Genomic DNA, 20,183 nt, shown 5'->3' on the forward strand with positions numbered 1-20,183 from the left:
CTTAATTCAGTATCTGGAGGGCGGCGCCTGGCTGCACGCGCTGCGCGCCGTCAGTAATCGCTCGCTCACCGGGCTTCACGCCGGAGGCAATCTGGAACTGCTGGCCAATCTGCCCGGCAATTTTCAGCGGACGCATTTCGGCTTTGCCGTCGGCGTTAACCACCCACGCAAAGAACCCGTCGCCGTTCTGCTGTACAGCAGCGGCGGGCAGAGTCAGCACCGACTGCTCGCTTGCCGGACGCAGGTAGACGTTCACGTTGCCGCCGGGCAGCAGCTGATGGCGCGGGTTGGCGAACTCGGCGCGCAGCATCACGCTGGCGGTGCGCGGGTCGATGCGGTTGTCCACGGAGGTCAGCTCACCGCTGACGCGCTGGCCGTTGCTGTCAATCAGCGCCTGCCAGGCCTGCTTCATGGCGCTGATATCCGCATGCTGTCCGGCTTTGGTGGCAAACGCCCCCTCTTCCAGCGCAAAGGCGATACGGATGGGATCGAGCTGCACCACCTCCACCAGCACGCCGCTGGCAGGGTTGACCAGGCTGCCGACGTGGAACTGGCTGTGCCCCACGCGCCCGTCAATCGGCGAAATAATGCGCGTGTAGTTGAGGGTGACGCTGCGGGTGTCGAGACGGGCTTTGGCCTGCTCCAGCGCGGCGCTGGCGACGTCCCGCTGCATGCGGGCGTTATCCACATCGTGACGGCTGATGGCGTTGCTGCTGCCCAGGCTTTCAAAGCGGGAAAGCTGCTGCTGCGCCTGACGCAGCGTGGCTTCGGCGCTTCTCACCTCGGCCTGCGCGAGACGCAGGGCGGCGCGCGGCTCGGCGTCGTCCAGCTCGAACAGCACGTCGCCCTTTTTCACGTACTGCCCGTCGCGGAAGTGGATTTTGGTAATCACGCCTTCCGTGCGGGCGCGCAGCTCAACGGTGTGAATCGCTTCGATACGGCCCGGGATCTGGCGCTCGGCGGCGTGGGCGGTCTGCTCCACGGCGGCGACGCGAACGGGAATGGCGGCGGCAAATGCGGGTTGCAGGGTGCAGGCGAGGAGCGCGAACAGGAGTGGGAGTTTCATGGGAGTACCTCAGATGTGTTCCCCTCACCCCGGCCCTCTCCCACAGGGAGAGGGAGGTCAGAGTTCCCTCTCCCTGTGGGAGAGGGATAGGGTGAGGGCAAAAGGTTATGCAGCCTTGCGGAACCTGCGGGTCAGTCGCTTCTCGATTTCGACGACGAAGAACATCACGCCTGCCACCGCCAGGGTCACAAACCAGTAGCGCAGCGGCAGCGCTTCGGTGCCGAACAGCATCTGCATAAACGGCAGGTAGATAATCGCCGCCTGAAGCAGGAACAGCACGCCCGTCACCAGCCAGATACCTTTGTTTGCCAGCAGGCCGCGGTTCAGGGAGAACCCTTCGGTGTTGCGGCAGTTAATCATGTACACCCACTGGGCGCAGACCAGCATCTGCAGCAGCACGGTGCGGATGAATTCCGCGCTGTGGCCGCGCGGGGCCAGCCAGGCTTCCAGCGCAAAGGCGGCGATGGCAATCATGGTGCCGACGAAGGCCACGCGCCAGACGGCGTAGGCGTCCATTACGTGCTGCCCGGTCTGACGCGGCGGACGGCGCATGATATTGCGCTCGGCGGCCTCAAAGGCCAGGCCGAAGGAGAGCGTGGCGGATGTCGCCATGTTCATCCACAGAATCAGCACCGGCGTCAGCGGAATGATGTTCCCCGCCAGCAGCGCAATCACAATCAGCAGCCCCTGCGCGAGGTTGGTCGGCATGATGAAGAGGATGGTCTTCTTCAGGTTGTCGTAAACGCGACGCCCCTCTTTCACCGCGCTGGCGATGGTCGCGAAGTTATCGTCCGTCAGGACCATGTCCGCCGCCTCTTTGGTCACTTCCGTGCCCTTGATACCCATCGCGATGCCCACGTCCGCCTGACGCAGCGCCGGCGCATCGTTCACGCCGTCACCGGTCATGCCGACGATTTCGCCTTTATCCTGCAGCGCTTTCACCAGGCGCAGCTTATGCTCCGGGCTGGTGCGGGCGAAGATGTCATACTTCACCGCCGCATCCGCCAGCGCGGCGTCGTCCATCTTCTCCAGCTCGTAGCCGGTCACCGCCTGCTCGCTGTTGGTGATCCCCAGCATCTGGCCGATGCTCATTGCCGTCTGCGGGTGATCCCCGGTGATCATCTTCACCCGGATCCCCGCCTGCTGGCAGGCGTTAATCGCAGCAATCGCTTCCGGACGCGGCGGATCCATCATCCCGGCGATGCCGAGGAAGATCAGACCGTGGCTCAGGTCGTCGTGCGTCAGTTCCTGCTCGCCGTTCGCTGGCTTAAACGCCGCGGCAACCATGCGCAGCCCCTGACGGGCATAGCGCTCCATCTCGGTTTCCCAGTACGCGCGATTGAAGGCTTCCGCACCGTTGCGGGTCTGCTGCTCGGCGCACAGGGCGAAAATCACGTCCGGCGCACCGGTGATCAGGATCTGCTCCTCACCGCCAATCTGGTAGTGGGTGCTCATGTACTTGTACTGCGAGTCGAACGGGATCTTGTTAACCAGCGTGGTTATGACCGGCTCAAGGCTGGCCTTCGCCGCCAGCACCTTCAGCGCGCCCTCGGTCGGCCCACCGGTAATGCCCCACAGGCCGCGCTCGTCCTGAATCATCTGGCTGTCGTTACACAGGTCGATGGTGCGCAGGTACTGCTCCAGCACGGTGCCCGGCTGGATGTGGACCGGCTCGTCGCTGCCTTCCAGGTAGATGTTGCCCACCGGCTCGTAGCTGTTGCCGTCCACGCGGTAGCAGGCGTCGGCGGTGATGATGGCTTTGACCGTCATCTCGTTCATGGTCAGGGTGCCGGTTTTATCCGAGCAGACAACGGTCATCGCGCCGAGCGTTTCAACTGTTGGCAGCTTGCGGATAATTGCCCGCTTGCGCGCCATCGCCTGCACGCCCAGCGAGAGGATGATGGAGATAATCGCCGGCAGGCCTTCCGGCACGGAGGCCACCGCCAGGCTAATCAGGGAGAGCAGCAGCTCGCCCATCGGGATCTCGCGGAACACCAGGCTGAAGACAAACAGCGCGGCCATCATCGCCAGGATAATGGCGAAGATCGCTTTACCCAGCTTGTCCATCTGCACCAGCAGCGGCGTGCGGTGCTTTTCGATGCCCGCCATCATCTGGTTGATGTGGCCGAGCTCCGTATCCTTACCGGTTGCGGTGACCACGCCGACGCCGCCGCCCGCGCTGACGGTCGTTCCGGAGAAGACCATATTGGTGCGGTCGCCCAGCGGCAGTTCACCGCTCAGCGGATTAATGTGTTTATCCACCACGGTGGATTCACCGGTCAGAATCGCCTCTTCAACGCGTAAATTATGCGCTTCGATTAAACGCATATCCGCCGGAATACGATCCCCTGCGCGTAATACAATAATATCGCCCGGGACTATTTCCGTTGTAGGTATGGTTTCGTGGCTACCGTTACGAATAACGCGCGCCTCGCTGGAGAGCATATTGCGAATACTCTTCAGGGATTTCTCCGCGTTGCTTTCCTGAATATGGCCAATTAAAGCATTGATTACCGCGACGCCCAGAATAACCAGCGTATCCACCCAGTGGCCCATTACTGCCGTTAATACGGCGGCGGCCAGCAGGACATAAATCAGCACATCATTAAAATGGGCCAAAAAACGCAGCCAGGCGGGTTTCCCTTTTTTCTCCGGCAGCGCATTAGGACCTGATTTTTGCAGACGCGCCTGCGCCTCTGCACGATCCAGACCGCTGGCCTGGCTCTGCGTGTGAGTGAGCACCTGCTCGACGGTCTGCTGGTATGCCAGCCCGCCGGAAGGCGGCATGTTTGGGGACAATTTTTTTTCGGTCATCGTATTTTTCCTTCAATATCCGGTGAACAGAAGCCTGAATTCCTTTCTGGCTAAATAAATTCATTTTTAAGTCTTGCGGGTAAAATTGATCTACCGCAATATAATGACTTCTCGGTTATTCAAAACTGATTAAAACTATTTCTATGAGCTGATTTTTACAAAATATTTCTAAACCAACATTAAACGAGGGGGAACCATGTTTGGTATTTATCGCGGACGACGCCTGGCGTTATACATTGTCGCAGCCATTGTTATTGCCACGTTAATTGGTTATAGCACCTATACATTTGTAAAATTATTTTCCTGATACGGACATTTATTTACATAACGCGATATTAATATAAACGCCGGGTCGGATATTGTTATTTATTCGCAGTAATAATGTCGTTGTTTTATTCAAAAAGGCCAGCGGGGCTGATATTGCTTTACGTTACAGAATGCCGGACAATGACATTTTTAACTGACGATTAACATTACGATGAAACACCCGTTAGAATCGCTGCTTACGGCGGGGGGCATTTTATTGCTGGCCCTGATCTCCTGCCTGCTGTTACCCGCGCCGTTGCTGGGTCTGGTGCTGGCGCAGAAGCTGATGACGACCTTCCATATGGTCGATCTTAACCAGCTCTACACCATTATGTTCTGCCTGTGGTTTTTAGCCCTCGGCGCCATCGAATTCTTCATCCTGCGTTTCGTCTGGCGCCGCTGGTTTTCACTGGCGTCGTAAGCCGGTGAATTCACGCATGCCGTGGATCAGCGCTTCACACCAGGCCGCGTAGTCGTGGCCGCTGGATGAGGGATGGAAGCTGATGCGATATCCTTTCTCCCTCAACGCCTGTTCGAAATCCTGCGTAGTGCGATAAATGCCCCCGCCCGGCCCCGAAGTTTCGAACTTTCCGGCCTGCAGCCAGAAGCGCACCGGATAGGGCGGCGACCGCTGATATTGCCGCGTCAGCCAGCCGGGAGCCTCCCCTTTCGGCGCCCACCAGTACGAACCGGAAAGACTCAGCACGTTACCAAACAGGCGCGGATAGCGCAGCGCTACCCATGACGACGCGATTCCCCCGTAGCTCGACCCCGCCAGCACCGTTTTCTGCCGCTGCATCGCGATGCCCTGCCTGCGCAGCCAGGGCAGCAGCTCGTGCGCCATAAAGTCGGCGAAATCCGGGTTCGGCGGCAGCTCGTGGCCGCGTCGGGCGTGATCGAGGCTGTCGATAAACACCACGTTAATCGGCGGAAGATGATGGCGGGCAATAAGACCGTCCAGCACGTTAGCGAAATGGTATTCGTCCTGATAAATCTGACCGTCGAAGAGAATGAGCGTCCAGCGGGCAGGCTGTGCGCCGCGCGGTTTATAGATCATCACCTCGCGGGAATTACCGAGGATTTTGCTGGTGATGCTCTGGCGGCTTAACGATCCGTGGACCAGCGGCTGGGCCGTGGCCTGCACGGAGCAATAGCGTGCAGGGCTGAGATCGAGCAGCGAATAGCGGTTCCAGCGATCCGCTTTCTGTTCGCCAAAGGTATTCGGGTTGAGCGGATCGGCCTGCGCGCTGACGAGGATCGCGCGACGTTGATCGCGTGAGGAACCCTCAACGATCGGCACATCGGGCGCGAGCTTGTACTGCATCACCGTGTCGGCGGGCACCACATAGCTGCGGAACCAGACGTCGCTGTTGCCCAGGCGGAACAGCGGGTCGTGATCCCCCGCCGGTGAGCCGAGAATAAAGACGTTATCCCGCGCGCCGCGCCACAGGAAGGTGACGCGCTTATGTTCTGCGTCTACCGGCTCCACCATCGGCGTTCCCTGCCGAATCTGCGTCTGCCAGAACGCGTCGGTACGCCCTCCGGCAGCAATCTCTTTTGCCAGCGCCTGAAGCGTCGGGCTTTCAGGCGCCAGCATCTGCACGCGCGGTAGTGCGGAAGTTTCTTTCATCCGCCACTGAAAACGCCACGGCTTACCCGCTTCACCGCGCAGCATCAGAGTGGTGCCCTGCTTTACCGGCAGAGCAAACAGCAGCGTGTGTTCGCCATCGGCTGGCCCGCTTTCGATCAGCGTGCGGATATTCCGGTTTTCCCCGTCCAGCAGGCGGGCATCCGTTACGCCGTTCAGCGTGGCCGAAACATAGTTTTCAGCAAGCTCTGGCAGCATAAAACAGACTTCACCGCTGGCATCAAACTTCCCCTGGACGTCTCCCTGCCGGGAAGAGTGTTCACAGGTTGCCGCCACCGCAGGCAGCACGCCTATCCCGAGTAATAATCCGCTCCATACCCTCTTCATTACCGCTTGTTCCCCGCCGAAATTTGTTACCAACGCTAATGCAAATGGTAATAATTTGCAATATCATCTAACGCGTTTTAACGGTGTTTTTATGGCGATAGCAACCAAGGATGAGTAGAAAAAATGTTTAAAAATAATAAGATAATGCAGCTGTGGCTGCTGAGCCTGGCGACGACCAGCGTGGCGGCTCAGGCTGATAATAGAGAAGAAACCATAACGGTGACGCAGGGCGTGAGTGAAGACCCCGCTGCTCCGGTAAAAGGGATTGTGGCAACCCAAACGCTCTCCGCCACCAAGACCCGCGCGGAGATCGTGAAAACGCCGCAGTCGGTATCGGTGATCACCCGCGATCAGATGAACATGCAGGACGTGACCTCCGTGTCGCAGGCGCTGCGCTACTCGGCGGGCGTATTTACCGAGTACCGCGGCTCGTCGAACCGTAACGACGAGGTGTTCGTGCGCGGCTTTAGCTATGTGCCGAAATTCCTCGACGGCCTGAGCTTCGGCGCGACGGCCTCGTCCCAGACGGGTGCGATTGACCCGTGGCTGCTGGAGCGCGTGGAGCTGGTGCGCGGCCCGGCGTCGGTCCTGTTTGGTCAGGTCAATCCTGGCGGGTTAATCAGCATGACCAGCAAGCGCCCAACGGCGGAGGCCATTCACAACGTGCAGTTCCGCACCGGCAATAACGATCTCGCCGAAGGCGCGTTTGATTTCGGCGGCAGGCTGAGCGACGACGGCCGCGTGCTGTATCGCGTCAACGGTATCGCCCGTACCCAGCACAATCAGGTGGACGATTATAAAGAGACGCGGATGGCGATTGCGCCTGCCATCACCTGGTACCCGAACGACCAGACCCGCTTTACGCTGCTGACCAGCTACCAGAAGGATCCGGATGCCGGATACCGCAACTTCCTGCCCGCCTACGGCACGGTTAAAAGCGTCGACGGGAAATACATCCCGCGCGACTTTAACGTCAGCGATCCGAATTACAATCAGTCCTGGCGCGAGCAGACGACGATCGGCTACGAGCTGGAGCATCAGTTCGCCGACGACCTCACCTTCCGCCAGAACGCGCGTTACGCCGCCATCAAACAGAAATACCGTTACCTCGTTTACGCCAGCAGCGCGGCCAACAGCACGGTATTAACGCGACGCGCGCAGCATGAAGAGCGCACCACCAACGAATTTGGCCTGGATAACCAGCTTGAGTATCTGCTGGAGACCGGCAGCGTCGGCCACACCCTGCTCGGCGGGTTCGACTACAAGACCAGCAAAGATAAGCAGCTGCTGGCACGCGGGAGCGGTTCGCAGTATGACCTCGACTGGACGAACCCGGTATACGGCGTGAACGTGGATGAAAGCACCTTCATAACGGCCACCGACGAGCAGCAAAATCTCGACCAGATGGGGCTGTATTTGCAGGATCAGATGAACTGGAACAGCTGGGAATGGCTGGTCTCCGGCCGCTACGACTGGAGCGAAGTGCGAACCAACGACTTCACCGACGGCAGCCTTACCCAGCAGAACGACAGCAAGTTTACCTGGCGAACCGGCCTGCTGTACGCGTTCGATTCTGGCCTGTCGCCGTACGTCAGCTACAGCACCTCGTTTGAACCGAACCTGCAAACCAACCGCGCGCCGGGCGTTGCCCCCTTCAAGCCCACCACCGGGGAGCAGACCGAGATTGGCCTGAAGTATCAGCCGGTCGACAGCACGCTGATGACCCTCGCGCTGTACGATTTAACCCAGGACAACGTGGCGACCTATAACAGCGCCGAAGGCTGGTTTGAGAACGCGGGCAAGGTGCGTTCAAAAGGCGTTGAGGCGGAAATCCACGCTACGCTGATGGACAACATCAACCTGATTGGCTCGTACACCTACACCGATGCAAAAACCAAAAGCACCACGGTGGCGGGCACCGAGGGCAAAACCCCGGCGCGTATTCCGGCGCATATGGCATCGGCATTTGCCAGCTATACGGTTCCAGGCGGCGCGCTGAAGAGCCTGACCGCTGGCGTGGGGATGCGCTACATCGGCACCAGCTACGGCGATGCGAAGAACACCTTCAAGGTGCCGTCGGTGGATCTGTATGACGCGATGCTGAGCTACGATCTGGGCGAGATGAACCGCAGCCTGAAAGGGGCGAGCGTGCAGTTCAACGTCAATAACGTGGCCGACACGAAGTATGTGGCGTCGTGCGCAAGCGATACGGCGTGCTTCTACGGGATTGGCCGTACGGTGACGGCAACGGTGAATTACCGCTGGTAAGCTATTTGTAGGCCCGGTAAGCGCAGCGCCACCGGGCAACTTACGGGCACTGTACCCACAAAAAAGCCGGGTGGCGGCTACGCCTTACCCGGCCTACGCGCGACATGTTAATGTGTCTGGCTATGGTTCTCTTTACGATACGCTCCCGGCGGCTGGTTGAACGTACGGGTGAAGATGCGGGTAAACGTCTGCTGCGAGTCAAACCCGTAGCGCAGGCAGATATCGTACACGCGCGCGTCCGATTCACGCAGGTCGCGCGCCGCCAGCAGCAGCTTGCGTTCACGGATATAACGCCCCAGGCTCTCCCCTTTGTACTGCATAAATAACCGCTGCAGGTGCCACTTCGAGTAACCCGCGTGGCGGGCAATCTCTTCTATACGTAATGGCTGGTGCAGATTGTCGTCGATCCATTCGACGATAGTGTCGATGACTTGAGCGGAAATGGTCATACAGCTGTCCCCCTCTGCTTCTCGCTTAAACATTATTCCCACCACGCGCGAAAGGTTTGCGTGGCGTCACTCACCCGGACGGGCTCGCCCAGCGCCGGCGTCAGTAGCCGATAGTTTTTATCCTTGCTGGCGCGCGCCAGCTGGATCAGCGGATCGTTCCACGTATGTTTCGCCAGCACGAAGCGCCCGTTGTGCCCGGGCACCACGGCTTTCGCGTTCAGATCCACCGAGGCCTGCGCCGTTTCCTCCGGCAGCATGTGGATGTACTTCCAGTCCTGGTCGTACTGGCCGTTTTCCATGATGGCTAAATCCACCTCACCAAACTGCTCGCCGATGGCCTTAAAGTGCGGGCCGTAACCGGAATCCCCGCTGTAATAAACCTTCTGCTCTGGCGTGACGAACATAAAGCTGCCCCACAGGGTCCGATCGCGCTTGATGCCGCGCCCGGAGAAGTGACGCGCTGGCAGAACATGCACCGTCAGTTCATCGCTGACGCGCACCGACTGGTTCCAGTCGCGCTCGTCAATAATCTCAGGCTTCATTCCCCAGTAGCGCAGGTGGGATCCGACGCCCAGCGGCGTCACCACGCGCTTCACCTTCGGCAGCAGCGCCCTGATGGTGGCGTAATCAAGATGATCGTAGTGATCGTGCGAGATAATCAGCAGGTCGATTTCCGGCATGCTCTCCGCACTCCACGGGTACTCCCCGGCAAAGGCTTTATTGAGGAACGAGAACGGCGCGGCGTAGTTACCGAGCACCGGATCGATCAGGATGCGTTTACCTGCGAGCTGCATATACCACGAGGAGTGACCGAGCCACACCAGGGTGTCCTGCTCCAGCGGCAGGCTCGCAAGATCGGTTTTCACCAGCGGCAGCGGCTGAGCCGGGCGCGCATTTTCGGTTTTTTTGGTCAGAAAATCCCACGTGGCGACCAGCATATTTTTGTCGCCGTTATAACCCGGCGTCGGCAGCGTATTGTGGAATTTTCCCTCGCGATACTGGGGGGAGGCCTCCACTTCAGTGAGCTGCTCACCCTGCGGTGGCTGGCCGAATCCGGCATTCAGAACAAACGGTAAACTCGCAGCTGAAGCTATGATCATGATTAACACCACGCAGATGAAGAGAGGTTTTTTCATATCCTGACCCGAAAACGCGCCCCATCCGATAGTTTGCGCGGGGTAAACTTGATTATGAGTGAGTAAGCACTCATTATAGATATGATGATAAAGTCGTCAAGACGTTTTCGATCTTTGACATTCCGCGTTGCAGCGTGTCAAAGCACGTGTTTCAATCAGGGTTTTTACAATTGACAGGGGGAAAAATTTAGTGGCACGTCCGAAGAGTGAAGATAAAAAACAGGCCTTACTGGAAGCCGCAACGGTGGCATTTGCACAGTCGGGTATCGCCGCCTCAACGGCGTTAATCGCCCGTAACGCGGGCGTCGCCGAGGGTACCCTGTTTCGCTACTTTCCGACTAAAGACGATCTGCTGAATGCCCTCTATCTGCACCTGAAGCAGGATCTCTGCCAGGCCATGCTGGCAAACCTCGATCGCACCATCACGCTTCCCAAAGAGCATACCCGTAATATCTGGAACAGCTACGTGGACTGGGGTATTCGTAACCCCGTGTCTCATGCGGCGATCCGCCAGATTGGCGTCAGTGAAAAGCTAAGCACCGAAACGGAACAGGCGGTGAAAGAGATGTTCCCGGAACTCCATGAGCTGTGCCGTCGTTCGGTGCGCCCGGTGTTTATGTCGGATGAATTTAAAACGTTTGGCGATGCGCTTTTCTTATCGCTGGCGGAAACCACCATGGAGTTTGCCACCCGCGATCCGTCACGCGCCGTGGATTTTAAAGCGCTGGGTTTTGAGGCCATGTGGCGCGGGCTGGCTCAGGAGGATAGCGATGGACAGTAAATCCCTGCAGGAGCACGCAATGCGCGTGGCGCTGGAGATGCCTTTCACCGAACACTGCTGGCCGTTCGGCCCGGAGTATGACGTGTTTAAAGTGGGCGGGAAAATTTTTATGCTGATGGCCACCGCGCACGGACGCCCCCACGTAAGCCTGAAATCCGACCCGGAAAAATCCCTGTTAAACCAGCAGATTTACCGTGGCGTTGAGCCGGGCTATCACCTCAATAAGAAGCACTGGATTTCGCTCTACGGCACCGAGGACATCACGCCTGAACTGGTCACCGACCTGATCGCGGATTCGTGGAATCTGGTCGTCGATAAGCTGCCGAAAAAAGACCAAAAGTGGATACGTCCGGCCTGATTGTTCGTCTGTGCCGAACAGTATAACCGCTCGAATCGCACTTATCTTTTTCCGCGTCCCGCTGTAATCTGCATTCCTTTCGCGCCCGCGAGCGGGCGAATTTCATCACCAGGAGTTGTTATGGATATCATTTCTGTCGCCCTGAAACGCCACTCCACCAAGGCGTTCGACCCAACCAAAAAACTGACCGCGGAAGAAGCGGAAAACATCAAAACCCTGCTGCAGTACAGCCCGTCCAGCACCAACTCCCAGCCGTGGCACTTTATTATCGCCAGCACCGAGGAAGGAAAAGCGCGCGTGGCAAAATCTGCTGCGGGCACCTACGTGTTCAACGAACGCAAAATGCTGGATGCCTCTCACGTGGTGGTGTTCTGCGCGAAAACCGCGATGGACGATGCCTGGCTGGAGCGCGTTGTGGATCAGGAAGAAGCCGATGGCCGTTTCAATACGCCGGAAGCCAAAGCCGCAAACCACAAGGGCCGCACCTACTTCGCCGACATGCACCGTGTGGATCTGAAAGATGACGACCAGTGGATGGCGAAGCAGGTTTACCTGAACGTCGGCAACTTCCTGCTGGGCGTGGGCGCACTGGGTCTGGACGCGGTACCGATTGAAGGTTTCGACGCCGCGATCCTCGACGAAGAGTTTGGCCTGAAAGAGAAAGGCTTCACCAGCCTGGTGGTGGTCCCGGTTGGGCACCACAGCGTGGAAGATTTTAACGCCACGCTGCCGAAGTCACGCCTGCCGCTGAGCACGATTGTGACCGAGTGCTAATCCCTTCTGGCACGCTGGCTTCCGGCGTGCCTGTTTTCAATAAAGCGTAATCTGCGGGTGTTTAACCCCACACACCAGTGCATAACGCGTCAACGTATCAAGGCTCGCCCGGGTTATATTCGCTTCCATTCTTGATACGGTGGGTGCGCTGACGCCCATTCGCTCCGCCACCTGCGCGCGTGTCAGACCGGCCTGGTTTCGCCATTGCGCCAACATTTCGCGCAGGCGCTCTTTTCGTTCTTCAGCATCAAAAGAGGCCTGTACCTCTGAATCGCTTAACAGCTCAGATCGGAGTTCATCCCAGTCAATAATCTTCTTGCTCATCCAACATCTCCTGTTGTCGCTTCAGTGCCAGACGAAGTTCAGCAGAGGGCGTTTTTTGCGTTTTCTTGATAAACACTCGCAGCAGAAAAATTGTCTTGTCCCGCTGATAAACGTAAATCCCCCGAGTATGGATCAGCCCGACGGTTCTGATTTCGAACAAACCATGCGGTAAGGGTTTGCTGTCAGGTTCCCGCAGTGCTGTCGGGTTAGCGCGTAATTTATCAAGCTGGCGAATCAGCTTTGCCTGGACCCCAGCAGGCAGTGAGAGAATCTCTTCCCTGACCGCCTCATGAACGATAAGTCTGAACACGGTTATTCATCCTTGGTGATATTAGCATATAAGGCAATTTGCATTAAAGGCTAATTTAGCTTTTCGTGTCCCACCTTACCCGTTTTTAAAAAGCTGAACCGGATCCGCTTTGATTCCCTGAAAACACCTCGCAAAAAACTTATTTCCCCTGCGCCGCCAGCCAGTCCATCGCCCTTTCCCCTGCCTCATCCACCGGCAGATAAACCAGCAACCGCGACCCGTTTCGCGGCGCGGAGTACCAGTACATCTGCTGCAGCGTAAAATCCCCCAGCTCGGGATGGGTAAACAGCTTGAGCTGATTTTCCACACCGCGCACGTCGTTGCGCTGGTGCCACAGGGTTTTGAACTCTTCGGACACCGCAAAGAAGCGCGCCAGCTTGGCTTCCCACAGCGGGTCGCCCCGGTGCTCCGCCATCGCCGCGCGGAAATAGGAGACAAATATCGGCAGCACATCGTCACGTCTGCCGAGACGCGCGCGCCACGCCGGATGGGTGAGAAACAGGTAAATACAGTTGCGGTCTTCCGGCGGGATTTCATTGAAATCGACGCCCATCAGGTGCCCGAAGCTGTCGTTCCACGCCACGATGTCGAAGTTCGGTTTCTGAATGCTGGCCGGTTTCGGCATCAGCGTATCCAGCAGGCGGCGCGTGCCTTCGCTAATGCCCTCGCAGCAGACCGCCTGCGGCGCTTCACCCGGCGGCAACCCGGCGAGCACAAACAGGTGTCGGGCCTCGGTCGGGGTGCATTGCAGCGCTTTCGCCACGGCCGCCATCACCGCGCTGGACGGATTGACGTCCCTGCCCTGCTCCAGCCAGGTGTACCAGGTCACACCCACGTCGGCGAGCATCGCCACCTCTTCCCGGCGCAGGCCCGGCGTGCGGCGGCGACCGCTGCGCGGCAGGCCGAGACGCTGCGGATCGAGGCTTTCACGTCGTGCGCGTAAAAATGCCCCCAGCTGTTTTCGGGTGTCATCCTGAAGTGAGACGACGGGTTCAGACATCAAGGCCATAAATCCCCCTGCATGGTAGTGCCAGTACCAGTATAAGCAAGAACTGGTACCCGTTTATCAGATGGTTGATGCTACGACCATCTGATGAATGACGCAATGGAGTTACCATGAATACGTCAGTTGTTTCACCGGGCCGCGCTGGCCTGATACTGCTGCTAACCGGCCAGATGCTGCCGATGATTGATACCTCAATCACCAACGTGGCGCTGGACGCCATCACCCATTCGCTGCACGCCACCGCCACCGAGCTGGAGCTGATTGTCGCCCTCTACGGCGTGGCCTTCGCCGTCTGCCTGGCGCTCGGCAGCAAGCTGGGGGATAACGTTGGCCGTCGGCGTCTGTTTATGTGGGGCGTCGCGAGCTTTGGCCTGGCCTCGCTGCTGTGCGGCATCGCGGGCAATATCGAACAGCTGCTGGCCGCGCGAATCGTTCAGGGCGCGGGCGCGGCGCTCATCATGCCGCAAATTCTCGCCACGCTGCACGTGACCTTAAAGGGTACGGCGCACGCCAAAGCCATTAGCCTGTTTGGCGGCATCGGTGGGATTGCGTTTATCGTCGGCCAGATGGGCGGCGGCTGGCTGGTATCGGCGGATATTGCCGGGCTGGGCTGGCGGAACGCCTTCTTTATCAACGTGCCGATCTGCCTGGTGGTGCTGGCGTTAAGCCGCCGCTACGTGCCGGAAACCCGCCGCGATACACCGTCGCGCATCGACTGGACCGGCACCGGGCTGCTGGCGATTATTCTCTGCTGCCTGCTGTTCCCGATGGCGCTTGGCCCACAGTGGCACTGGTCGTGGCCGCTGAAGACAGCGCTAATTGCCATTATTCCACTGGCCTGGCTGATGGCGCTGAATGCGCGCAAAAAGGAGCGTGAGAATGCCCATCCGCTGATCCCGCCGCGCCTGCTGCAGCTTCGCAGCGTCCGCTTTGGCATTCTGATTGCGATGCTCTTTTTCAGCGTCTGGTCCGGGTTTATGTTCTGTATGGCGCTGACCATGCAAACCGGTCTGGGGATGGCACCGTGGCAGTCCGGGAACAGTTTTATCGCCCTCGGGGTGACTTATTTTATCTCCGCGTGGTTCGCGCCGCGGCTGATCGCCCGCTACAGCACCAGTACCATTCTGCTGACGGGACTGGCGATCCAGATTACCGGTCTGCTGGCGCTGATTGTTACGTTCCGGGTGTGGGGAATGGATAACACCGCCCTGACGCTGGCGCCCGCGACCGGGCTGGTCGGCTACGGGCAGGCGCTGATCGTGAACAGCTTCTACCGCATCGGGATGCGCGATATTCAGCCTGACGACGCGGGTGCCGCGAGCGCCATTCTCAGCACGCTGCAGCAGGCCGCGCTGGGGCTTGGCCCGGCCATTTTTGGCGCGATTTTGCTCCACGCGCTGCAGAACCATCACGGGGATTACACCCAGGCGGTGAACGTCTTCCTGATGGTGGAAACGGCGATGATGGTGGTGCTTGCCCTGGCGACGCTGCACATCCGCCATCGCCTGTGCCTGCCGATGGTAAAGGTCTGCCAGGCCACCAAATAAGCCCGTGAATTTGCATAATAGATCCGCAGCCGCCATTATGGGGCTGCATCAATACAGGAGACGTTATGCAGGAATTAATTGCTCAGGTTGAAGAGTTAGGCATTGAAATTAATCACACTACTTCTTTAGTGATTATCTTTGGTATTATTTTTCTTACCGCCATCATCGTTCATTTTATTCTGCACAAAGTGGTGCTTCGCGCGTTCGAAAAACGCGCGCAGGCCAGCAGCCATTTATGGCTGCAGATCATTACCCAGAATAAATTATTTCACCGTCTGGCCTTCACCCTTCAGGGGATAATCGTCAACGTCCAGGCGGTACTGTGGCTGCAAAAGGGCAGCGAAGCAGCGGAAATTCTCACCACCTGCGCAAAGCTGTGGGTGATGGTGTATGCCCTGCTCTCTTTCTTCTCGCTGCTGGACGTGATTTTTAACCTGTCGCAGAAAATGGCCACCGCATCACAGCTGCCGCTGAAGGGGATCTTCCAGGGCATCAAGCTGGTGAGCGCCATCCTGGTGGGGATATTGATTATCTCCCTGCTGATCGGCCAGTCCCCGGCGATTTTGATAAGCGGTCTGGGCGCCATGGCCGCCGTTCTGATGCTGGTATTTAAAGACCCGATACTCGGACTGGTGGCGGGTATTCAGCTTTCCGCCAACGACATGCTCAAGCTCGGCGACTGGCTGGAGATGCCGAAATACGGCGCTAACGGTACGGTGACGGACATTGGCCTGACCACCGTGAAGGTACGCAACTTCGATAATACGATTACAACCATTCCGACGTGGGCGCTGGTCTCCGACGCCTTTATTAACTGGAGCGGCATGTCTGCCTCCGGCGGGCGACGTATTAAGCGCAGCCTGAATATTGATACCACCAGCATTCATTTTCTCGACGAACAGGAGCAGCAGAAACTCATTCAGGCGAAGCTGCTGAAGCCCTATCTGTCCGCGCGACATGAGGAAATTAACCTGTGGAATCAGAAGAACGGCGAAGGGGAGTCGGTATTAAACCTGCGTAAGATGACCAATATTGGTACCTTCCGCGCCTACCTGAATGAATATCTGCGCAACCACCCGCGCATTCGCAAAGATATGACGCTGATGGTGCGCCAGCTAGCGCCTGACGCGAACGGTTTGCCGATTGAAATATATGCCTTCACCAACACGGTGGTCTGGGCAGAATATGAGGAGATTCAGGCCGACATCTTCGACCATATTTTTGCGGTGGTGGATGAATTTGGGCTGCGTATTCACCAGTCGCCGACGGGGAATGATATTCGCGCCCTGGCGGGCGTTATCGTCAAATAATCTGTTTCGGACACCGGGCGTGAAGACAGGTGCGGTCTGGTGCCCTCACCCCGGCCCTCTCCCACAGGGAGAGGGAGAAAAACACGCTACTTTTTGCGCGAGAGCTTAAAAGCAATAAACAGGAAGATAACCCACACCGGCAGCAGCATCGCCGACAGGCGCATCTCATCCATGGTGCACATCAGCACCAGAATCAGCCCCAGGAAAGCGATACAGATGTAGTTCCCCGCCGGGTAAAGCAGCGCTTTGAACTGCGTTTCGCGTCCCTTGCGGCGCATCGCGGCGCGGAATCGCAGGTGCGCCAGGCAGATCATGATCCAGTTCAGCAGCAGCGTGGCGACAACCAGCGCCATCAGCAGGCCAAAGGCCTCTTTCGGCAGCAGATAGTTGATCAGCACCACCAGCGAGGTGATTGCGCCGGAAAGGAACAAGGAGTTCACCGGCACGCCGCGACGGCTGACGCGGGTGAGGAACTTCGGCGCGTTGCCCTGTACGGAGAGGCCAAACAGCATACGGCTGTTGGAGTAAACGCCGCTGTTATAGACCGACAGAGACGCCACCAGAATGACGAAGTTCAGCGCCGAGGCCACCAGGTTACTGTTCATATCGTGGAAAATCATCACGAACGGGCTGCTGTCGGACTTCACTTCCACCCACGGATAGAGCGCCAGCAGCACCACCAGCGAGCCGATGTAGAACAGCAGAATACGGTACACCACCTGGTTGACCGCTTTGGGAATGCTTTTATGCGGGTCGCGCGCTTCCGCAGCGGTAATACCAATCAGCTCTAATCCACCGAAGGAGAACATGATCACTGCCAGGGAGAGAATCAGCCCTTTCCAGCCGGTGGCCAGGAAGCCACCGTGCTGCCACAGGTTGTCGATCGTGGCGCGCTCGCCGCCGTGACCGGAGAACAGCAGCCACAGGCCAAAGCCGATCATCCCGATAATCGCCAGCACCTTGATCAGCGCAAACCAGAACTCGGTTTCGCCATACAGGCGCACGTTGACGAGGTTAACGGCGTTAATAATGATGAAAAAGGCCGCCGCCCAGATCCACGTCGGGACATCCGGCAGCCAGTACTGCATGTAAATGCCTGCGGCGGTCAGCTCCGCCATCCCCACCAGCACGAACATGACCCAGTAGTTCCAGCCGGACAGGAAGCCTGCAAACGGGCCCCAGTATTTATAAGCAAAGTGCGCGAAGGAGCCTGAAACCGGCTCTTCAACAACCATCTCGCCAAGCTGGCGCATGATCAGGAAGGCGATAATCCCGGCGATACCGTAACCCAGCAGAACCGCCGGGCCAGCCATCTGAATAGCGGGGCCGATACCGAGAAACAGCCCGGTACCGATCGCGCCGCCAAGGGCAATGAGCTGAATATGTCGATTTTGCAAACCACGTTGCAGCGTCGGATTCTGATCCGACGAGGCTTCAGCGCTACCATGGCCTGAAGCGGATGACGCGTCTTTCACGTCCTACCCCTGTCTCTTTTTTAGAAGGGGCACGTTTTAACACTTCATGCTGGAGGTAGCAAGGGATTGGGGCATCCCTGCCCCGGATAACGAGGTGGAACGCTTAAAACGCGTAGCCAACCGAGACCTTAAAGGTGCGCGGTTCGCCCTGCGTAATATAGGTACCGGAATCGTCCACGCTGGCCCATTAGTTTTCATTGGTCACGTTGTCGATGCCCACACGAACCGTCATCTGGTTTTCATTGTGGTTCACCGCGAAGCGATAACGCATCCCCAGCACTGGCTCGCCGAAGACGTTCAGCTCCACGCCACGGTTACGCTGGTCAGCGGATCGCTGTACTTCCCGCCAGAGCCGTTGAAGTTGGTGCTGTCCGGCATCTCGACGCCGGTGTTGTGGTAGATGTTGGTCGTCGGGTTATCCTTCGTCGCCGACATTTTCCACGCGATTTTTTCGTTTTTGGTCATCGCCGAATAGCCGACGTTGACCTTGTGCGAGACGAGGCCAGTATTGAAGCTACCGCGAACGCCCGCCATGCCGCTGACGGAATCGCTGATGCGGTTGGTATCCAGGATGCGCGATGAAAGGGGCGTCTACTCATCCTTTGGCACAGTAGAACGCGGGGGAATTTCCGAAGGTGAAGAGATAGCCAGAGGCATTTACCGGAACGATGTCCACACTAATGCCATGATCGCGATAATGGAAAAAATCAGGAATATGTCGGCGAAAGAGTACGTCTTTTTTCGGCAGTTCGTTAGTGTCGCTGGAGACCATAATCACTCGCCCCTCCTCACGCCAGTAATTGAAGGCTATCTTATTGCTGACGATGACCGTCTGCTGGCCCGACTGACTATACTCTCCGGTGGAATCGTAGGTGCCTTTGCCATTATTAAATGTAAACGTCATAAGGGAATCCACCCGGGAATCATCTTCAACAATGATTAAATGGCTCTCGCAGGTAAAGTGATTCTGCTGATAATGCATGTACCAGGCGTAAAATAATGGCGCGGCAATCATCAGCATAATGACCAATCCGCACGCCTTACGACTAGTCATTTTCATGATATTGCTTCCTATACATGATTGAATCACACTGAGCGCCAGCAATATCGGGTAATTTATCGCATACAATCACCGACGTGCCGTCTTGAAAACGATTGATCGTCATATAGGCTACCCCACCAGCATTGCACTGAATGGAATAACGTTTTGTCAACGCGGTATAAATACCCTGGCTTTTTATTTTATCGTGCCACGAAGAGTAAACGTCGCAACCTGCGATATTACCTATCGGTTGATATGCTTTAAATCCGGAATCCTGTACATGTAGCTGTTGAAACAGCACCGTACACGAGAGGATAAATAAAACCGCAGAGGCCGCCCCATACGCTATTTTTTTCGAGAAAAAAGGGAACCGGCTATCTGTTACGCAGGGTGGCGGGATATAAGATTCAGGGGGCAAACTCTCCGGTGCTGCGACGTCCAGCAAGATAAAGCGTTCTACCGTCCCCGTTTGAATGTGTGCAATCGACTTAAACCCCGCCTTGGGAACAGTTTGCACAACATTCTCTGCCAGACCAGCCATCTTGAGCGCTTTACGAATGGAAGCGATCGTCTGGTATAGCGCATTAGTCGAGACTATCGCGCCCTGTTTTTCCCAAACCGCCGAAAAAAGATAACGCTGTGTAAGCACTTCGCCGTTGTGTTCAAGCAGCAGCAGCAGGCATTCACTAACCGGACCGTGCAGGATAACAGCACGCTCGGGGTAGCCCGAAAGCTGACAGAGTCGACGCTGCTCGGGCTCAAAAAGCACTAAGCCATTTATCAAAAAGACAGACTTCATGACGCATCAACCATGAGGGTAAAGGGAAGTAGTACATTCATCATTATTATGTTTACGCGTCCGTTTCCGCTTTCTGATTCAGAAATTAAGGCTTTCACATCAACCCACTACACCTTTCGAAGACGGCACTTTGTATCGTAACGCCATGCTTAAGGTTTTTCTTAGTCAGTATAAATCATTTAACTTCACTCCTCTTTATCGCTGACGCACCGTAATGTAGGGGTTGTCGAAACGATGCGCCAGGAAACCCTCTTCTGGCAAAGAAGATAGAGAGAAATGCTGAGAGTTTCCTAAAATAAGCATTTTATCTTGAGTCATCAGCTGAATAGTCATTTACAGAATGAGTGCACTACAAATGCACTCCATGTAGTTTTTTAAACTAAAAATACGACTTACATCGACAAAAACTCCATGCCAGGGTAAGGCCTATCCGGTTTCTTATA

Annotated in this window: 18 protein-coding genes and 1 pseudogene; 7 read left to right on the forward strand and 12 right to left on the reverse strand. The window is 57.0% G+C overall.

Annotated elements, in window-relative coordinates; genetic code table 11:
- Window position 1: 1 nt before the first annotated feature.
- Entirely contained in the window at window positions 2-1,066 is a 1,065-nt protein-coding gene (locus tag N037_RS14910; RefSeq protein WP_032641862.1) for an efflux RND transporter periplasmic adaptor subunit, read from the reverse strand.
- 105 nt (window positions 1,067-1,171) lie between these two features.
- A complete protein-coding gene (locus N037_RS14915) occupies window positions 1,172-3,880 on the reverse strand; it encodes a cation-transporting P-type ATPase (RefSeq protein WP_032641864.1) in 2,709 nt (902 codons plus the stop codon).
- Between the two features lie 478 nt (window positions 3,881-4,358).
- On the opposite strand from N037_RS14915, the gene N037_RS14920 reads away from it, so the two are divergent.
- Window positions 4,359-4,607: a DUF1158 domain-containing protein gene (locus N037_RS14920; protein WP_032641866.1), complete on the forward strand. Its 249-nt coding sequence runs from the start codon at window positions 4,359-4,361 to the stop codon at window positions 4,605-4,607.
- Here N037_RS14920 and N037_RS14925 read toward each other — a convergent pair.
- Entirely contained in the window at window positions 4,593-6,161 is a 1,569-nt protein-coding gene (locus tag N037_RS14925; protein ID WP_032641868.1) for an alpha/beta hydrolase-fold protein, read from the reverse strand. The two genes, N037_RS14920 and N037_RS14925, sit on opposite strands and share 15 nt — an antisense overlap.
- A 123-nt stretch (window positions 6,162-6,284) precedes the next feature.
- Here N037_RS14925 and N037_RS14930 point away from each other — a divergent pair, with 123 nt between their 5' ends.
- The gene (locus tag N037_RS14930) at window positions 6,285-8,429 is read left to right on the forward strand and encodes a TonB-dependent siderophore receptor (protein ID WP_032641870.1); all 2,145 of its coding nucleotides are present in this window, start codon (window positions 6,285-6,287) and stop codon (window positions 8,427-8,429) included.
- 107 nt (window positions 8,430-8,536) lie between these two features.
- Here the strand turns inward: N037_RS14930 and N037_RS14935 are convergent, their stop codons facing one another.
- Both N037_RS14935 and N037_RS14940 read right to left on the reverse strand, forming a co-directional pair.
- The gene (locus N037_RS14935) at window positions 8,537-8,878 is read right to left on the reverse strand and encodes a RamA family antibiotic efflux transcriptional regulator (RefSeq protein WP_010428317.1); all 342 of its coding nucleotides are present in this window, start codon (window positions 8,876-8,878) and stop codon (window positions 8,537-8,539) included.
- Between the two features lie 32 nt (window positions 8,879-8,910).
- Window positions 8,911-10,014 carry an MBL fold metallo-hydrolase gene (locus tag N037_RS14940; protein ID WP_032641871.1) on the reverse strand — a complete coding sequence of 368 codons (1,104 nt, stop codon included), beginning with the start codon at window positions 10,012-10,014 and terminating at the stop codon, window positions 8,911-8,913.
- A gap of 190 nt (window positions 10,015-10,204) precedes the next feature.
- Between N037_RS14940 and N037_RS14945 the strand changes: the two genes are divergently transcribed.
- The 3 genes from N037_RS14945 to nfsB all read left to right on the forward strand — a co-directional run bounded on the left by N037_RS14945 (window position 10,205) and on the right by nfsB (window position 11,927).
- A complete protein-coding gene (locus N037_RS14945) occupies window positions 10,205-10,795 on the forward strand; it encodes a TetR/AcrR family transcriptional regulator (RefSeq protein ID WP_023334799.1) in 591 nt (196 codons plus the stop codon).
- The gene (locus N037_RS14950) at window positions 10,785-11,153 is read left to right on the forward strand and encodes an MmcQ/YjbR family DNA-binding protein (protein WP_032641873.1); all 369 of its coding nucleotides are present in this window, start codon (window positions 10,785-10,787) and stop codon (window positions 11,151-11,153) included. The genes N037_RS14945 and N037_RS14950 overlap by 11 nt, the downstream gene beginning before the upstream one ends.
- 120 nt (window positions 11,154-11,273) lie before the next feature.
- The gene (gene nfsB, locus N037_RS14955; RefSeq protein WP_032641875.1) at window positions 11,274-11,927 is read left to right on the forward strand and encodes an oxygen-insensitive NAD(P)H nitroreductase; all 654 of its coding nucleotides are present in this window, start codon (window positions 11,274-11,276) and stop codon (window positions 11,925-11,927) included.
- Between the two features lie 36 nt (window positions 11,928-11,963).
- Here the strand turns inward: nfsB and N037_RS14960 are convergent, their stop codons facing one another.
- The 3 genes from N037_RS14960 to N037_RS14970 form a co-directional block, all read right to left on the reverse strand.
- Window positions 11,964-12,251 (reverse strand): helix-turn-helix domain-containing protein, encoded by a 288-nt coding sequence (locus N037_RS14960; RefSeq protein ID WP_023334796.1) that lies wholly within the window; start codon window positions 12,249-12,251, stop codon window positions 11,964-11,966.
- Complete coding sequence (locus N037_RS14965; protein WP_032641877.1) at window positions 12,232-12,561, reverse strand: type II toxin-antitoxin system RelE/ParE family toxin; 330 nt, start codon at window positions 12,559-12,561, stop codon at window positions 12,232-12,234. The genes N037_RS14960 and N037_RS14965 overlap by 20 nt, the downstream gene beginning before the upstream one ends.
- A gap of 139 nt (window positions 12,562-12,700) precedes the next feature.
- Window positions 12,701-13,570: a helix-turn-helix transcriptional regulator gene (locus N037_RS14970; RefSeq protein WP_023334794.1), complete on the reverse strand. Its 870-nt coding sequence runs from the start codon at window positions 13,568-13,570 to the stop codon at window positions 12,701-12,703.
- A gap of 107 nt (window positions 13,571-13,677) precedes the next feature.
- Here N037_RS14970 and N037_RS14975 point away from each other — a divergent pair, with 107 nt between their 5' ends.
- Together N037_RS14975 and N037_RS14980 are read left to right on the forward strand one after the other, a co-directional pair.
- A complete protein-coding gene (locus tag N037_RS14975) occupies window positions 13,678-15,114 on the forward strand; it encodes an MFS transporter (protein ID WP_032641879.1) in 1,437 nt (478 codons plus the stop codon).
- A 65-nt stretch (window positions 15,115-15,179) separates the two neighbouring features.
- Window positions 15,180-16,424 (forward strand): mechanosensitive ion channel family protein, encoded by a 1,245-nt coding sequence (locus N037_RS14980; RefSeq protein ID WP_032641881.1) that lies wholly within the window; start codon window positions 15,180-15,182, stop codon window positions 16,422-16,424.
- Window positions 16,425-16,510: 86 nt separating this feature from the next.
- On the opposite strand, the gene pheP is transcribed toward N037_RS14980, so the two are convergent.
- From pheP to N037_RS15000, 4 genes and pseudogenes are all read right to left on the reverse strand, one after another.
- Window positions 16,511-17,899 carry a phenylalanine transporter gene (gene pheP, locus N037_RS14985; protein WP_023334791.1) on the reverse strand — a complete coding sequence of 463 codons (1,389 nt, stop codon included), beginning with the start codon at window positions 17,897-17,899 and terminating at the stop codon, window positions 16,511-16,513.
- Window positions 17,900-18,002: 103 nt separating this feature from the next.
- Window positions 18,003-18,469: pseudogene (locus tag N037_RS24675) on the reverse strand (hypothetical protein); the annotation flags it as partial.
- 25 nt (window positions 18,470-18,494) lie between these two features.
- On the reverse strand, window positions 18,495-18,959 hold the full coding sequence (locus N037_RS14995) for a hypothetical protein (RefSeq protein WP_023334788.1): 465 nt from the start codon (window positions 18,957-18,959) through the stop codon (window positions 18,495-18,497).
- The gene (locus N037_RS15000; protein ID WP_050511258.1) at window positions 18,946-19,740 is read right to left on the reverse strand and encodes a winged helix-turn-helix domain-containing protein; all 795 of its coding nucleotides are present in this window, start codon (window positions 19,738-19,740) and stop codon (window positions 18,946-18,948) included. Before N037_RS15000 ends, N037_RS14995 begins: the two co-directional genes overlap by 14 nt.
- Window positions 19,741-20,183: the final 443 nt, after the last annotated feature.

It is taken from the genome of Enterobacter sp. EGD-HP1 (assembly GCF_000733275.2).
Classification (GTDB): Bacteria; Pseudomonadota; Gammaproteobacteria; order Enterobacterales; family Enterobacteriaceae; genus Enterobacter.

Excerpts from the sequence above, each read along its gene's own strand:
- N037_RS14915 (WP_032641864.1), bottom strand. The coding sequence starts at position 3,880 with ATGACCGAAAAAAAATTGTCCCCAAACATGCCGCCTTCCGGCGGGCTG.
- N037_RS14970 (WP_023334794.1), bottom strand. The coding sequence starts at position 13,570 with ATGGCCTTGATGTCTGAACCCGTCGTCTCACTTCAGGATGACACCCGA.
- N037_RS14925 (WP_032641868.1), bottom strand. The coding sequence starts at position 6,161 with ATGAAGAGGGTATGGAGCGGATTATTACTCGGGATAGGCGTGCTGCCT.
- N037_RS14950 (WP_032641873.1), top strand. The coding sequence starts at position 10,785 with ATGGACAGTAAATCCCTGCAGGAGCACGCAATGCGCGTGGCGCTGGAG.
- N037_RS14920 (WP_032641866.1), top strand. The coding sequence starts at position 4,359 with ATGAAACACCCGTTAGAATCGCTGCTTACGGCGGGGGGCATTTTATTG.
- N037_RS14910 (WP_032641862.1), bottom strand. The coding sequence starts at position 1,066 with ATGAAACTCCCACTCCTGTTCGCGCTCCTCGCCTGCACCCTGCAACCC.
- N037_RS14980 (WP_032641881.1), top strand. The coding sequence starts at position 15,180 with ATGCAGGAATTAATTGCTCAGGTTGAAGAGTTAGGCATTGAAATTAAT.
- nfsB (WP_032641875.1), top strand. The coding sequence starts at position 11,274 with ATGGATATCATTTCTGTCGCCCTGAAACGCCACTCCACCAAGGCGTTC.
- N037_RS15000 (WP_050511258.1), bottom strand. The coding sequence starts at position 19,740 with ATGAAGTCTGTCTTTTTGATAAATGGCTTAGTGCTTTTTGAGCCCGAG.
- N037_RS14975 (WP_032641879.1), top strand. The coding sequence starts at position 13,678 with ATGAATACGTCAGTTGTTTCACCGGGCCGCGCTGGCCTGATACTGCTG.
- N037_RS14930 (WP_032641870.1), top strand. The coding sequence starts at position 6,285 with ATGTTTAAAAATAATAAGATAATGCAGCTGTGGCTGCTGAGCCTGGCG.
- N037_RS14940 (WP_032641871.1), bottom strand. The coding sequence starts at position 10,014 with ATGAAAAAACCTCTCTTCATCTGCGTGGTGTTAATCATGATCATAGCT.
- N037_RS14960 (WP_023334796.1), bottom strand. The coding sequence starts at position 12,251 with ATGAGCAAGAAGATTATTGACTGGGATGAACTCCGATCTGAGCTGTTA.
- N037_RS14935 (WP_010428317.1), bottom strand. The coding sequence starts at position 8,878 with ATGACCATTTCCGCTCAAGTCATCGACACTATCGTCGAATGGATCGAC.
- N037_RS14995 (WP_023334788.1), bottom strand. The coding sequence starts at position 18,959 with ATGAAAATGACTAGTCGTAAGGCGTGCGGATTGGTCATTATGCTGATG.